At 63.5% G+C, this 14,088-nt stretch carries 11 protein-coding genes and 1 pseudogene; 4 read left to right on the plus strand and 8 right to left on the minus strand.

All coding sequences use genetic code 11. The annotated features are described in order from the left end of the window. Positions 1–48: 48 nt before the first annotated feature. The 7 genes from ACPDIX_RS13005 to ACPDIX_RS13035 all read right to left on the minus strand — a co-directional run bounded on the left by ACPDIX_RS13005 (position 49) and on the right by ACPDIX_RS13035 (position 9,150). Positions 49–3,261 (minus strand): type I restriction endonuclease subunit R, encoded by a 3,213-nt coding sequence (locus tag ACPDIX_RS13005; RefSeq protein WP_423432234.1) that lies wholly within the window; start codon positions 3,259–3,261, stop codon positions 49–51. After that, positions 3,258–3,686 carry a hypothetical protein gene (locus ACPDIX_RS13010; RefSeq protein WP_423432235.1) on the minus strand — a complete coding sequence of 143 codons (429 nt, stop codon included), beginning with the start codon at positions 3,684–3,686 and terminating at the stop codon, positions 3,258–3,260. The genes ACPDIX_RS13005 and ACPDIX_RS13010 overlap by 4 nt, the downstream gene beginning before the upstream one ends. A 3-nt stretch (positions 3,687–3,689) precedes the next feature. Then, entirely contained in the window at positions 3,690–3,869 is a 180-nt protein-coding gene (locus ACPDIX_RS13015) for a hypothetical protein (RefSeq protein WP_423432236.1), read from the minus strand. A 65-nt stretch (positions 3,870–3,934) separates the two neighbouring features. Next, positions 3,935–4,828, minus strand: coding sequence for a DUF3800 domain-containing protein (locus ACPDIX_RS13020; RefSeq protein WP_423432237.1), 894 nt, complete (start codon positions 4,826–4,828; stop codon positions 3,935–3,937). After that, on the minus strand, positions 4,825–6,090 hold the full coding sequence (locus tag ACPDIX_RS13025) for a restriction endonuclease subunit S (RefSeq protein ID WP_423432238.1): 1,266 nt from the start codon (positions 6,088–6,090) through the stop codon (positions 4,825–4,827). Before ACPDIX_RS13025 ends, ACPDIX_RS13020 begins: the two co-directional genes overlap by 4 nt. Continuing rightward, complete coding sequence (locus ACPDIX_RS13030; RefSeq protein ID WP_423432239.1) at positions 6,080–7,627, minus strand: type I restriction-modification system subunit M; 1,548 nt, start codon at positions 7,625–7,627, stop codon at positions 6,080–6,082. The genes ACPDIX_RS13025 and ACPDIX_RS13030 overlap by 11 nt, the downstream gene beginning before the upstream one ends. After that, the gene (locus ACPDIX_RS13035) at positions 7,627–9,150 is read right to left on the minus strand and encodes a helix-turn-helix domain-containing protein (RefSeq protein ID WP_423432240.1); all 1,524 of its coding nucleotides are present in this window, start codon (positions 9,148–9,150) and stop codon (positions 7,627–7,629) included. The genes ACPDIX_RS13030 and ACPDIX_RS13035 overlap by 1 nt, the downstream gene beginning before the upstream one ends. A 16-nt stretch (positions 9,151–9,166) precedes the next feature. Between ACPDIX_RS13035 and ACPDIX_RS13040 the strand changes: the two are divergent. The 4 genes and pseudogenes from ACPDIX_RS13040 to ACPDIX_RS13055 all read left to right on the plus strand — a co-directional run. Further along, positions 9,167–10,845: pseudogene (locus tag ACPDIX_RS13040) on the plus strand (L-fucose isomerase); the annotation flags it as partial. A 262-nt stretch (positions 10,846–11,107) separates the two neighbouring features. Continuing rightward, positions 11,108–11,563, plus strand: a complete 456-nt coding sequence (locus ACPDIX_RS13045) for an alpha-L-fucosidase (RefSeq protein WP_423432241.1) — start codon at positions 11,108–11,110, stop codon at positions 11,561–11,563. Positions 11,564–11,610: 47 nt separating this feature from the next. Next, positions 11,611–12,021 (plus strand): alpha-L-fucosidase, encoded by a 411-nt coding sequence (locus ACPDIX_RS13050; protein WP_423432242.1) that lies wholly within the window; start codon positions 11,611–11,613, stop codon positions 12,019–12,021. Further along, a complete protein-coding gene (locus tag ACPDIX_RS13055) occupies positions 12,018–12,341 on the plus strand; it encodes a hypothetical protein (protein WP_423432243.1) in 324 nt (107 codons plus the stop codon). The genes ACPDIX_RS13050 and ACPDIX_RS13055 overlap by 4 nt, the downstream gene beginning before the upstream one ends. Positions 12,342–13,325: 984 nt before the next feature. On the opposite strand, the gene ric is transcribed toward ACPDIX_RS13055, so the two are convergent. Further along, entirely contained in the window at positions 13,326–14,051 is a 726-nt protein-coding gene (ric, locus tag ACPDIX_RS13060; protein ID WP_423432244.1) for an iron-sulfur cluster repair di-iron protein, read from the minus strand. Between the last annotated feature and the right edge of the window lie 37 nt (positions 14,052–14,088).

The raw sequence follows: 14,088 nt of genomic DNA on the forward strand, positions 1-14,088 counted from the left end.
TCGGGAAGAGATCGCCCAGGTTGAACGAGAGCTTGCGGCCGGCCACTCTCACGCCGCAGTCACCCAGTCCTCGCACAAAACCTCCGTCTGTTCGAGCACAAGCTCGGTGGCCTGCTCCTGTTTGTCGGGCGGATAGCCGTACTTGCGCAGGATGCGTTTGACCAGCACCCGAAGCTGTGCTCGTGTATTCTCCCGTTTGCTCCAATCCACCGAGACGCTATTGCGCACCTGTTTGACCAACTCCTGGGCGATTTTCTTCAGCGTCTCATCCCCCAGGACCTGCACCGCGCTGTCGTTGGATGCCAGTGCATCGTAGAAAGCCGCCTCGTCTTCGGACAGCCCGAGCTTCTCTCCCCACCGCTGCGCCTCGCGCATCCGCTTGGCGATGGCGATCAGCTCCTCGATCACCTGCGCGGCCTCGATCGCCCGGTTGTGGTATTTGTTCAGGGCCTGTTCGAGGAGTTCCGAGAAGGCCCGCGATTGCACGACGTTCTTGCGCAGGCGAACCCGGATCTCGTCCTGAAGGAGTTTCTTCAGGGTCTCGACGGCGAGATTCTTGTGCGGCAAGCCGCGTACCTCAGCGAGGAACTCGTCCGAGAGGATGGAGATGTCGGGCTTCTCCAGGCCCGCTGCCGCGAAGATGTCCACCACCTCACGACCCGCGACCGCCTGAGAGACGAGCTGGCGCACCGCCGCCTCGATCTCCTCGGGCGCGCGCTCGGCCGAACTCACCGTGGCCTTGATCAGGGATGCCCGGATCTCCTGGAAAAGGCCCACCTCGTCGCGGATGGCGAGCGCCTCCTCGTGCGGCACCGCCAGGGCAAAGGCCTTGGAGAGCGCCGCGACCGCCTGAAGATAGCGCTTCTTCCCGTCCGCCTGCGCCAGAATGAAGTCCATCGCCTGGGCGATGCCCTGCAGGCGGGTGTCTGGGGCGGCGGCAAGCAGCCGCCGGTAGTCGAATCCGTGCAGGATGCCGCAGACAACCTCGTACTTCTCCTTCATGACCGCCACCGCCTCGGCCTGGTCGATGGCGGCCCTGCCCCGCCCGCCGCTGTCCGCGTAGACCGCAAGGGCCTTCTTGAGTGAGTCGGCGATGCCCAGGTAGTCCACGACCAACCCGCCGGGCTTGTCGCGAAACACGCGGTTTACGCGGGCGATGGCCTGCATCAGGTTGTGGCCGCTCATGGGCTTGTCGATGTACATGGTGTGCAGCGGCGGCGCGTCGAACCCCGTGAGCCACATATCGCGGACGATCACCAGTTCCAGCTCGTCTTCGGGATCCTTGAAGCGCCGTGCCAGGAAATCTCGCCGCTGCTTGTTGCGCACGTGCGGCTGCCAGTCGAGAAGATCGGAGGCCGAGCCGGTCATCACCACCTTGATCCTGCCCTTGGCGTCGTCGTCGCTGTGCCAGTCGGGCCGAAGCGCGGTGATGGCCTTGTACATCTCCACGCAGATGCGGCGGCTCATGCAGACGATCAGGCCCTTGCCCAGCATCGCCTCACGCCGCCGCTCCCAGTGAGCCACCAGGTCTTCCGCAACGAGGCGGATGCGCCTTTCGGCACCCACCAGAGCTTCCAAAGAGGCCCACTTGGTCTTCATCCGCTCGCGCCGGAATGCATCCTCCTCGGCCTCGGTGATCTCCTCGAACGCTTCGTCCAAGCGCGGCTTCTCTGCCTCGTCGAGCTCGATCATGGCCAGCCGGCTTTCATAGTAGATGGGCACGGTCGCGCCGTCCTCCACGGCCCGCTGAATGTCGTAAACGGAGATGTGGTCTCCGAAGACCGCACGGGTGTTCCTGTCATCCTTTTCGATGGGCGTGCCGGTGAAGCCGATGAACGAGGCGTTGGGCAGGGCGTCGCGCATGTGGCGCGCGAAGCCGTCGATGAAGTCGTACTGGCTGCGGTGGGCCTCGTCGGCGATCACCACGATGTTGCTGCGCTCGGAAAGCAGCGGATAGGTATCGCCCTTGTTTTCGGGAAAGAACTTCTGGATCGTCGTGAAGATCACGCCGCCGGAGGCCACCTGCAACAGTTCCCGCAGATGCGCGCGGCTTTGCGCCTGCACCGGTGTCTGCCGCAGCAGCTGCCGGTTGGCCGCAAAGGTGCCGAAGAGCTGGTTGTCCAGGTCGTTGCGGTCGGTGATCACGACGATGGTCGGGTTTTGCATCGCCGGGTGGCGGATCACCTTGCCGGCGTAGAAGACCATGGAAAGGCTCTTTCCCGAGCCTTGCGTATGCCAGATGACACCGGCGCGACGGTCGCCAAGCTTCGCCTGGTACTTGGCTTCCGGCTCGCGAACCGCGAAGGGATCGGCAGCCTCGGCCTCCTGGAAGCGTGCGTAGAGCGCTTCGGTGTCCGCCTCGATGCCGCAGGCAATCAGCGTGGAACCAAGCGCCTGATTGACCGCGTGGTACTGGTGATACCCGGCCGCCTTCTTGGCGATGCCGGCCGTGCCCTCGTGCGCCTGCTCGAAGGTGATGAAGTTCAGCACATAGTCCAGGAATCGCCGCCGTTCGAACATCCCCCGAATCAGGGTGACCAGCCCCGGCTGGATCACGCCTTCACTCTGTTTATCATTGCCCGGCTCACGGTACAGGTCGGTGCCATCGATGGTCCGCCACGGCATGAGTCGGTCCCAGCCGGACGTCACCGTGCCGAAGCGCGCTTGCATCCCGTCCGAGATCACCAGAACCTCGTTGTAAGCCAGGAGCGAAGGGATCTCCTGCTTGTAGGTCTGAAGCTGGTTGAAGGCGGCCCTGGGCGTGGCCTGTTCCGCGCCCGGATTCTTCACCTCGATGATCACCAGCGGCAGGCCGTTGAAGAAAAGCACGATGTCCGGCCGCCGCTCTTTTTTGTTCTCGATCACGGTGAACTGGTTCACCGCCAGCCAGTCGTTGTTTTCGGGGTCCTCGAGGTCGATGAGCCACACCTTGCCATGGCGCTCGCCTTCCGGCCCCATCCAGGAGACATCCACGCCGTCGGTGAGCATCTGATGAAACCGGCGGTTGTTCTCGATGAGCGCCGGGCTCTCCGGCGTGAGCACCTTGCGCACGGCCTCCTCGATGGCCACGGGCGGCATGCCCGGATTGATCCGCTCCAGCGCCTCACGGAGCCGCCCCTTGAGCACGACCTCCGAGTAGCTCTCCCGCTCCGGCCGCGCGCCATCGGGCGCGATATCCGGCCCAAACGCCGTCTCCCAGCCAAGGGCGCGGAGCTCATCGAGGGCGAGTTGTTCGAGCCCCGATTCGGTCATCATCGTCATGCGCTCTCCGGTTCCGGCGTGGTTGTCTCTGGATTTTCGCGGTCCCATGCCCAGCGCGTGGGGGGTTCGGTGATACATTCGGAGACACGGTTCAAGGATTTTTCGTTCTGGACAATGTCTTCGTAATAATTGCGTTGCCAAGCACGCCCACCCGGTGTGCCGCGCAGGGCGTCGATGCGTTTGGTGGTGGCGGATTTGAACGCACGAACAATAGTAGGAATGGAACCGGATACGGGGGCACCGAATCGTTCCAGGGTGGCGTCACAATCGGCCGTAGGCCCAGGGTGGCGCCGTGTAGGGGCACGGCGCCCTGCCTCGACGACGTCATCCTCCACAATCCAAATGATGCCATGCAGATGGTTGGACCTAACCACGAATCCCTCCTCGTGCAATCGCACATACGGGCCGATCTGCGCGGTCTTCAAGCATCATTCTGCGCGCACGATTTCGCCCCACGGGTTCAGCTGCATTTCCCCGTCCACCACCTCGCCCAAAAGACACACCCTGTCTTTAATGCAGATGGTGATAAAATACGCCCCCGGGTGTGGATAATCATATCCAGGCAGGCGGATGCTGCGGCGGTGGTGTTTTGCGGGTTCATATCTCATCGGTCCGCTGTCGTTGGACCGGAGAGCACAGCGCAGGCTACGGATTCGGTCAATCCTTGTATTGGTCATCGTCCCTCCTTTCTCGGTGCTTTGTCTTCTGGATGCTGAGGTTCATATATCCAGAAATTGATTGGTTTCTCTGGATTTGGCGTCCACAATCCGCTCTTACTCTTCAGGCTCACCCCCAGTTTTCTCTCCTTGCATAACTCGTTGAACTTCTTTAGGACTGCAAAACGCTCACGCGAACTGCGGGATGGGTTAGCCGATGTGTCGCCTTCGCTGAACAGGCTGGCTTGCCGTGATGCGGCTTGCAACCATCCCTTATAGTCATCGAACTTATCTCGTGAGAATACTGCCAAACCTGCAAACAGATCAGCAAGCTGGATTAGAGGATGCGCCGCAGACGATACAGGTTGGATTTCTTCTATGCCGAACTCCCGCCTTAGCCGGATGCGAAACTGGCCGCCGGTAAAAAGCGAATGCTCGACTTCAACACCAGCGCTTATATGCTCAAGGTGCTCCTGCAGGGTTCCCCAATCCTGTGTAGTATGCTCGTCGGGGCAAAGCCTCCAGAGAGCATCATTAGGCCAGCGCGCTCGGAGCACGTTACGAAGCAAGTGGTAGTACATGCGCCCGAGATTTGCGATGTCGTCCCTCCCCGCGATATTATGCCGGCTGTCTTCGATGTCCCAGACGAGCACATCCACGCGAAACGAACCCGCGCACGCCTTTTCTACAGCGAATTTGCAGAGCTTCTCGGCTGCAAAGCGCTCTTTAGCTCCGGTGAGCTTTTTCCATTTGAATTCCCTGACCTGCGATTCGCTTAACAGCCGTCTCACTTCGCTTTCCATGAACTCCAGACAATTTAGAGGCAGGGTCACCAGGCCAAGACTGCGGTATCGGCCCTTGTTCCAATGCGACTCGTCTGCGAACCCAATGTGTGTGACTACGCCGCTCATAACCCCCTCTCCTTCAAGAACCGTTCCACATCCCTGACCCGCAACTCGCCGGAGATGAGCTTGGGGAGGAGGGCGTCGCGCAGATCGGCGAGGGTGCGGGATTCATTTGTCTGATGGTCTTGCAATCCGCGAAGAGGGGAAAGGAGCATCGAAAATTTCGATGCCACCATTTGCCCAGGCCAGAGAATTGGTAACCGCTCAATGTCGCTATTCGCCACAAATGGTTGAGCAGCTCCCTTCTTAATCACGTCTATATCTGCGTTCCTCAATGCCAGATAAAGCCATTCGCCCAGTTCGGACTGAAAGACTCTTACCATAGAGGCATTGTTGTTTATCCATGCCTTGCCAATGTGTCGGAAAAATTGGCCGCAATAAGCACCTACTCGTCCAACAGTAATGACAAAACCATCCGCATTGCTTTTAGACGTATATCCCATAATGCCTGCACCACCGAAAACGGGCACGGGGCCTTTTGATCTGATATGTTCTTTGGGAAGCTGCTTTCCACCTTTTAGTTTTGCAAAATGATGGGTTTCCTTCCCCTTCCACCCCTCCGGGATCGGGCCCAGTTCGGAATCCATGAAGCGGGCGGGGAAGAGGCGGAGGATGTCTTCCGGCAGGCCGAGGGCGTCGGGGTCGTCGCGGTAGTGGGCGGCGCGGGCGGCGAACTTTTCGGGGATGGGGTTGCCGGCGCGGATGGCGTTGACCACCACCGGGTCGAAGTCCACGAACCAGGATTTGAAGAGTGCCTGGGCCATGGCCTCCAGCGTCTCGTTCATCCGCCGGTTCAGCTCGATCTTGTCGTCCAGCGTGCCGAGGATGCGGGCAATGGCGCGGCGATCTCTTGGATCTGGGGGATAGTGGATGAGGATGCGATTTAGGTTGCGTTGACTAAGCTTCGATTGAACAGAGCCACTCATATAGGGGCGAATGGCAACGGTAGAAAGCGAATAGTAAACAAACTTGGTGTCCTCGTCGTTGTTGCCCCGCAGAACATGAGCATGGTTATTTACCCAGAACTGGCCATTGACGAGTTGCAGGAACGGTTTTCCGTCGGGCCGCTCCACTGAGCCGTCTTCCGCTATAAGCAAGTAGAGCCCGTCGAAAAGGTAGTCGTCGACATAGTCCATAATGCCTGTGGCACCGTAATACGGGTAAGGTCCTGGCCTTTTCTCCCGTTCGCGTTTAGAGATAGGAATGCGTCGGGAGTCGAAGTTCTGGACTACATCCCCCAGTTGCACCGTTGGCCACTCACCCCCCATAGCCCAACACCTCCAAGTTCTTCCTGATCTCCGCTTCCAGCCTCCGGCTTTCCTCGAACTGCTCGTAGAGCGTGGTGGTGAGCTCGGCCATCTTCTCCTCGAAGGGCACGCCGTCGTCTTCCTGCTCCTCCACGCCCACGTAGCGGCCCGGCGTGAGCACATAGTCGTGCTTGCGAATCTCCTCGATGGTGGCGGACTTCCACCAGCCGGGCTTGTCCTCGTAGCCCTTGCCGCGCTTCCAGGCGTGATACACATCGGCGATCTGGCGGATCTCCTCCTGCGTCAGCTCCCGGTGCACGGAGTCCACCAGCCGCCCCATACGGCGAGCGTCGATGAAGAGCGTCTCGCCCCTACGGTCCCGGAAGCCGCGCTTGGGGTCGGCCTTCTTGTTCCGGGTCACGAACCAGAGGCACGCCGGGATCTGGGTGGTGTAAAAGAGCTGGCCTGGCAGGGCCACGATGCAGTCCACGAGATCGTCCTCGATGATCCCCTTGCGGATGGCCAGTTCCGCTTTGGTGGAGGTGGAGAGGGAGCCGTTGGCCATCACGAAACCGGCGGTGCCATTTGGGGCCAGGTGATAGATGAAGTGCTGGATCCAGGCGTAGTTGGCGTTGCCCGCGGGCGGCACGCCGTACTTCCAGCGCCGGTCATCGCGGAGCCGCTCGCCGCCCCAGTCGCTCATGTTGAAGGGCGGATTGGCGAGCAGGTAGTCGGCCTTGAGGTCCTTGTGCAGGTCGTTGTGGAAAGTGTCCGCCGCGTGCGGGCCGAGGTCGGCGTCGATGTGCCGGATGGCGAGGTTCATCTTGGCCAGCCGCCACGTGGTGGGGTTCGACTCCTGGCCGTAGATGGCGATGTCGCCGAGCCTGCCGCCGTGGGCCTCGACGAACTTCTCGCTCTGCACGAACATGCCGCCCGAGCCACAGCAGGGGTCGTAGACGCGGCCGCGGTAGGGCTCGATCATCTCGACCAGGAGCTGCACCACGCACTGGGGCGTGTAGAACTCGCCGCCGCTCTTGCCCTCGGCTGCAGCGAAGCGGCCCAGGAAGTACTCGTACACCCGGCCGAGCGGGTCCTTGACGCCGGATTCCCTGGCCTTGAGGTCGATGTCGCCCACGAGCTTCACCAGCTCGCCGAGGCGCACCTTGTCCAGCGTGGGGCGGGAATAGTCCTTGGGCAGCACGCCTTTGAGGCTGGGGTTTTCCCGCTCGATGGCCGCCATGGCCTCGTCGATCACCCGGCCGATGGTGGGCTGCGGCGCGGCGGCCTGGATCTTCTCCCAGCGGGCCTCGGGCGGCACCCAGAAGATGTTGGCGGCGAGATACTCGTCGCGGTCCTCGGGGTCGGTGTATTCAGTCTCCTGCTTGGCCTTGAGCTCCTCGTACTTCGCCTGGAAGGCGTCGGAGATGTACTTGAGGAAGATGAGCCCCAGCACCACGTGCTTGTACTCGGACGCGTCCATGTGGCCGCGCAGCTTGTCGGCCATCTCCCAGAGCTTGTTCTCGAAGCCAAGATTGGCACCGTTCGTTTTTTCCGCCATTACGCTGCCTCCTCGTACAGGAACTGGCTTGCTCTTGTCCTCTTGGAAGTAAGGACGGCAAAGTCGTCGGTCTTCTTGAGATTCAGACAGGACTGCCGGTTGTCCGGCTCATAGGAGGTGAACCAGAGGTTAACCGTTATTTGGGAGTGGCGCAGGCTCTCCTTCGCCTTCAGCCCCTTGTGGTCGCGTTCCGCCGCCTGCTCGAGCACGGGGGGCTTGCGGTGGGGCTGCGGGAGACGTTGGACAGAAGCGGGCTGGTGGTCGGCTGCGGACCGGCTTCGGCCCGTGGCGAAGGGAGATGCGGGAAGCTCCGTGGGTTGAGGAGCGCCAGCCGGGGCCACCGAAACCCCGTGTGCGAGGCCGGGTGGGCGGGCGTGGTGGCGTCGGGACGGGAAGGGGGGCTGCGCATGGAGCGCGAGCCCGCGATTCGCGCTGCGCGCACGGATCGTTGGCTGCCTGTCTTGTCGGGTGGGCGGGTACTGCATTTCAGGTGCTGAGCCGCTCTGATACCTGATCATTTGAGCCATGTCCAGCAGGGGCGGTGGGAAACTCGTCAGTCGGTTCCCGCAAGGACCCGCGAGCGAGTGCACCGGGAGGAGAGCACGCCCGGTATCAGCGCAGGGCGGAGGGACCCGGCCGGGCTTCGCCGGCGACCGGTCAGGTGCGGAAGAAGGCGCTGGGGGCAGCCGGTGCACCTTCTTGAACACCCGCGAAAAGTGGAACGGGTTCTTGAACCCCAGGACCTCCGCCACGGCCGTCACGTTCAACCCCTCCCGCGTCAGCAGGGTCATTGCGTATTGCATCCGCTGCCGCGTCAGGCACCGGTGCGGCGTCATCCCGCTGTAGCGTTGGAACAGGCGGCACAGGTAGGAGGCGTCCACCCCCACCCCCGCCGCAATGTCCGCCAGCCCCCGTAACCGCCGGTAGTTTTCCTCGATGAACCGCGCCGCCTCCTGACAGGTCCACCATGAGGACGGGTTGGGCGTCGGGGGACGCGGCTCCTGCGGGCGAAGCTTGCCCAGGATGGCCATCAGCAGGTAGTCGCAGATGCTCTGGCGCTGGGCCGAGGGATGCCCCGCCTCCCGTTCCAACGCCTCCAGCAGCGCCACCAGTTCCCACAAGGGCTCGAACTGAAAGGGTTCCCCGGCCAGGCGCCCGACCCACCTGGCCCACGTCCCCTCGGCGTCGAACACCACGAAGTACTTGCGCAGCCCTTCGGTTCCGGTCCCCCGCATCCGCCAGGCTCCGCCCGGCCGGTAGAGAAACAGCGATCCCTTCTCGATCGTCTGCCACCGGCCGCCTGCCTCGACCGCGCCCCGCCCGCCCACGATGACCTCCAGGCAATGGTGCGGGAAGCTTGCCCGGTTGATCCGGTAGTCCGGCAGACACTGCTCGAACCCCCCGTAGAGCGTCCGCACTTCGTGCCCGTCGGCCTCTGTGGGGGACAGGAAAAAGTACCGGCTCTGCAGGCCCACTTGGCGGGCCAACTCGACCCCGGCTGGCTGCGGCATGGCCTGATTCACGCCGGCCACCATGACGGCCCGGGCCGTGGCCGCGTTGCTCGAGTCCGAGCTGCGGTATCCGGACGGTTCGCCGGTCCAAACGGTCATTGCCGACACCACCATTGGCGGGGTGGCCCAAGCCGCCGGCTGCGCCGAGAAGTTCAAGCGCGAGAACGTCGGCGTCAGCCTGACCGCATCCCCCTGCTGGTGCTACGGCTCCGAAACCATGGACCCGCTCCTGGCCAAGGCGGTCTGGGGCTTCAACGGCACCGAGCGGCCCGGCGCGGTTTATCTGGCCGCCGTCCTGGCCGGTCACACCCAGAAAGGTCTCCCGGGCTTCGGCATCTACGGCCGGCATGTGCAGAACGCCGACAACACCTCAATCCCGGAGGACGTGAAGGCCAAGCTGCTGAACTTCGCCCGCTGCGGCCTGGCCGCTGCGATCATGCGCGGCCGGGCCTACGTCTCGATGGGCGGCAGGTCCATGGGCATCGCCGGTTTGATGGTAAATTACGCCTTCTGGGAGAAGTGGTTGGGCGTGCGGGTCGGGGACATCGACATGTCCGAGTTCGCCGGCCGCATGGCCAAGGGCCAGTTCGATCAGGAGGAATACCCGCGCGCCCTCGCCCGGGTGAAGGCCAATTGCAAGGAGGGCAAGGACTACAACACCGGCAGGTTCGTCCGTTCCCGCGAGCAGCTCGATCGCGAGTGGGAGGACTCGGTCAAAATGACGCTGATCGCCCGCGACTTGATGGCCGGCAATCCCAGGCTCGCCGAAATGGGTCCAGGCGAGCAGGCCCTCGGTCACCGCGCCATCGCCGCCGGTTTCCAGGGTCAGCGCCAGTGGACTGACCACTTCCCCAACGGCGACCTCATGGAGACGCTGTTGAACACGTCCTTCGATTGGAACGGCAAGCGCCCGCCTTACATCCTGGCCACCGAAAACGACGCCCTGAACGGCGCCGGCATGCTGTTCGGCTGGCTGCTTACCAACTCGACCCAGATCTTCGCCGATCTGCGCACCTACTGGAGCCTGGAGGCGATCGAAAAAGCCGCCGGCAAGAAGCTCGAGGATCCGACCGTGGCCGACGGTATCCTGCCTCTGATCAACTCCGGCCCCGCGGCCCTCGACGGCACCGGCCTGCAAACCGGCCCCGACGGCAAGCCCACCATGAAGCCCTTCTGGGAGATGACCGACGAGGAAGTCGCCGCCTGTCTCAACGCCGCGCGGTTCCATCCCTCGATGACCGAATACTTCCCGGGCGGCGGCTGGTCGGTCAGCTACAAGACCCGCGGCGGCATGCCTTCGACGATGGTGCGATCGAACCTGGTCGATGGCCTGGGCCCGGCCCTCCAACTGGCCGAAGACTGGACGGTCGAGCTGCCGGACGACATCCACGAACCGCTCAACCAACGCACCAACCCCACCTGGCCGTCCACGTGGTTCACGCCCCCGCTCACCGGCCGCGGGGCTTTCCGCAGCACCTACGAGGTCATGAACCACCGGGGGGCCAATCCTGCGTGTTGACCGCCGGTCACGTGGGCCATCTCTACATCACGCTGGCTTCGATCCTCCGCATCCCGGTTTACATGCACAACGTCGAGGAAGACCGCATCTTCCGGCCGAGCGCCTGGAGCACCTTCGGCACCGCGGACCTGGAAGGGGCCGATTTCCGCGCCTGCGAGAACTTCGGGCCGTTGTATGGTCGCAAATAAGCCATTGGCGGCGCTCACCCCTGAACCGTGTCACCTCGGGGCTTTGTCATGAATGGGTTGTTTGGCAGGCGGGGGTTTGTGACGGGCAGAGTGGCGGCAGGGTTGGTGGCCGATTGGTTGCTGGTGGTGAACGCGCCGGCGCCACGGGCGGCTGAACCCGCGACCACTCCGCCCGCTCCCGGGGAAACGCATGCACAACGCGACGCCCGCCTCCGGTGGTGGCGGGAGGCGCGCTTCGGCATGTTCGTCCACCGGGGGGTGTATGCCGCCCACCGGCGGCGAAGACAAGGGCTACGTGCCGCCCAACAGCGCCGAGTGGATGATGAACCGGGCCAACATCCCCATTGCCGAGTATGTGAAGGAGAACGTCCGGCGATCCAACCCGACCAACTTCGACGCGCGCGCCCTCGTGCGGTTGGCCCGGGAGGCCGGCATGCGCCATCTGGTCTTCACCGCCAAACACCATGACGGCTTTTCCATGTTCGCTTCGAAGGCCGGCCATTACAACGTGGTCGAGGCCACACCCCTCAAGAGCGACGTGGTTCGCGAGTTGGCCGAGACCTGCCGGGAACAGGGAATCCGCTTCGGGTTCTGTTACAGCCAGGCGCAGGATTGGCATCATCCGGGCGGCATCGGCAACACGTGGGACAAGACGATCAAACGGGTGCCGGTCGATCCATACGTTCGGGAGAAAGCCGTGCCCGAGGTGAATTGCTGACCGAATACGGCCCCATCGCGATTCTCTGGTGGGACACGCCCCGGTAAATGAGCAGGGCGTCGCTCGACGCCCTCTACGGTCTGGCCCGCCTCCAGCCCGGCATCATCACCAACGATCGCCTCGGCGAGGATCACCCGGGCGATTACAAGACGTTCGAACGCAAGATTCCCGACCGGGCGCCCGAGGGCGTGCCGTGGGAAGTCTGCATGCCGATCAGCGGCAGTTGGGGCTACAAGAAGACGGACACCAACTTCAAGTCGGTCGAGACCCTGATCCGCAATCTGGTGGACATCGCCAGCAAGGGCGGCAATTACCTGCTCAACGTCAGTCCCACCGGCGACGGCACGCTGCTGCCCCAGGCGGTCGAACGACTTCAGGCCATCGGCCGGTGGATGAAGCTCAACAGCGCCTCGATCTGCGGCGCTGGCCCAGGGAGGTCGCCGGTGAAACCACCGTGACGTCCACACTGGCCGAACCGATTCGCGTGGGGAACGCCGACAAGCAAGGCAGGTGCAAGCTCAGCAAGGGCAGGGCTCTGCCGGTTGCCTCCGCGCGCCTGCGCATCTGGAACGGCGAGCGTACCTATTACGACCGCAAACAGCCCGTCGATCCGGATGGCGACGGTTCGGTGTTCACCGTCACGGGCCTGCCCGCCGGACCGGCCATGGTCCAGAGCTGGTTCTACGACGACGCCGGGAACGAACTGTGCGGCGCGTACCACATCTACACACGTCGCCAGGGGACGACCACGCAAGGCACTCACCGGCGAATGAGGTGATGGTTCTCCTGGGTTTTCTCCTTTTCGCAGTGCGCGGCGCCGCCCGGAGACGGATCCTTCCCATGCGTACGGAGGGGATCCGCGTGCCGGGCCGCCATCCTGGCGGGTCGATCCCTGTCAGCGAACCAGGGTCTGAAACCGCGGGGGGGTCCGTGGCAGTTCCGCGAGCCGGTCGGCCCCCGGGAGTATCGAATGGCGCCCGGTGGCTCCGGTACGGGCGGCCGGGATGGACGAGCAGAAGTTCGGCACGCCCGTTTCCTGGTGATCGTATGCCGAACCCGGATACGGTGAGTAGAAGATGAACCGGGAGAGGGCCACGGTGGCCGAACACCAGAAGCGGGCGGCGAGGTTCAACCCGGGTGAAGTGCCTCGCCGGCCAATGGATGGCCATCGCGAAGAACGCCGGGAAGAGATACACGCCCCTTCCCGGCAAACACCACCGCAGCTTCGCGATGTCGGGCTCCAAGGGGCCCCCGGGAACCTCACGGACGCCGCGCCCTCCAGGGCCGGACCGGCTCACTGCACCGGCCGAGGTCTGCCGCAGGCAAGGGGGCAAAACCGGCCTCCATTATCCCGACGCTCCGGGTCGGTATCTCCGTGCCGGTGGCACCAGGTCCGGCCCCGCCCGATCTCCGAGAACAGAGCATCTGTTACCCGGACACGGTTTCTCTCCGGCGTGCTGCTCGCTGGAGGGCCGCATCCGCCGGGCCCGGAACCTCGTGTGCGAAAACGTCCGGACGCTCACCCGCAAGCCGGGCTCCGAAGGAGGATTGTGTGCGATGAACGTGGGGGGTGGGGAAACAGCACCTGCCGAGGGTTTCGGTGGTGCGGAGCAGGGTCAGAAACCTCCGGGCATGATGGGAGCCGTCGCTTGGCTTCCTTGCCAGGGGCGGACGCGGCGACCGAACGCAAAAGGGCGGGAGGCTCGGCGAGAGAGCCTCCCGCGTGAGGACGCGAGCACGAGTGGATACCGTCCCGCGTGCTTCAGCCCGCCCGTTCCTTTTCCAGCGCACGGGGAAAGAGGATGTTGTTTTCCTCGTGGATGTGCTGGTGCAGGTCGGCCTCGAGTTCGCGCAGGCCATCGAGCATGGCGCGGTAGGTGTTGCACGCCCAGTCGGGCGGCGTGAAACCGTCGGTCAACCGGCGCAGGGTTTCGAGGGCGCGACCGGTGCTGTCGTGTTCGGCCATCATGACCTGAATCGGTTGTCCGATGGAGGCGAAGCCGACCTCGCCCGGTCCCTCAGACTCCTCGAGGGTCCGGATGGCCGGGAAGAGGATTTGTTCCTCTTTGAGCATGTGATCAGTGAGTTCGGCCTGCATGGCGTCGTAGATGCCCGGCAGAGACGCGAGTCGCTCGTCCTCCTCGCCGTGAACGCACGCCACCTTGTGGATGAGCTGGGCCAGGCGCGGCAATTCCCGGCGAAGATAGGCGTGGTGTTCGGTGACGATGTGGTCGATGAGTTGGCCGAGGGAGAGCTCGGCCGCCGCCTCGTGACTGCTCCGGGGCGGCGTGGCGGGGATTTGCGCCAGCCGGGCCAGCACGTCATCGAGGTTCAACCCTTTGTCCGCGCAGGCCTGCCGCAGCGATTTGTGACCGCCGCAACAGTAGTCGATCCCCAGCTCTTCGAAGAGCCGTGAACGATTGGGTTGGCGAGTGACCAGTTCACCCACGGTGGTGTTCGGGTCGATCGGTGTGGTTGTCGTGTTCATATGGTGTCTTGGATTCGTTGGTTGTTTGGTTCCGGGT

The sequence above is a fragment of the Limisphaera sp. 4302-co genome (assembly GCF_049537155.1).
Classification (GTDB): domain Bacteria; phylum Verrucomicrobiota; class Verrucomicrobiia; order Limisphaerales; family Limisphaeraceae; genus Limisphaera.

Coding starts and splice junctions, on each gene's coding strand:
- ACPDIX_RS13005 (WP_423432234.1), bottom strand. CDS start 3,261: ATGACGATGATGACCGAATCGGGGCTCGAACAACTCGCCCTCGATGAG.
- ACPDIX_RS13015 (WP_423432236.1), bottom strand. CDS start 3,869: ATGAGATATGAACCCGCAAAACACCACCGCCGCAGCATCCGCCTGCCT.
- ACPDIX_RS13020 (WP_423432237.1), bottom strand. CDS start 4,828: ATGAGCGGCGTAGTCACACACATTGGGTTCGCAGACGAGTCGCATTGG.
- ACPDIX_RS13025 (WP_423432238.1), bottom strand. CDS start 6,090: ATGGGGGGTGAGTGGCCAACGGTGCAACTGGGGGATGTAGTCCAGAAC.
- ACPDIX_RS13030 (WP_423432239.1), bottom strand. CDS start 7,627: ATGGCGGAAAAAACGAACGGTGCCAATCTTGGCTTCGAGAACAAGCTC.
- ACPDIX_RS13045 (WP_423432241.1), top strand. CDS start 11,108: ATGCCGCCCACCGGCGGCGAAGACAAGGGCTACGTGCCGCCCAACAGC.
- ACPDIX_RS13050 (WP_423432242.1), top strand. CDS start 11,611: ATGAGCAGGGCGTCGCTCGACGCCCTCTACGGTCTGGCCCGCCTCCAG.
- ric (WP_423432244.1), bottom strand. CDS start 14,051: ATGAACACGACAACCACACCGATCGACCCGAACACCACCGTGGGTGAA.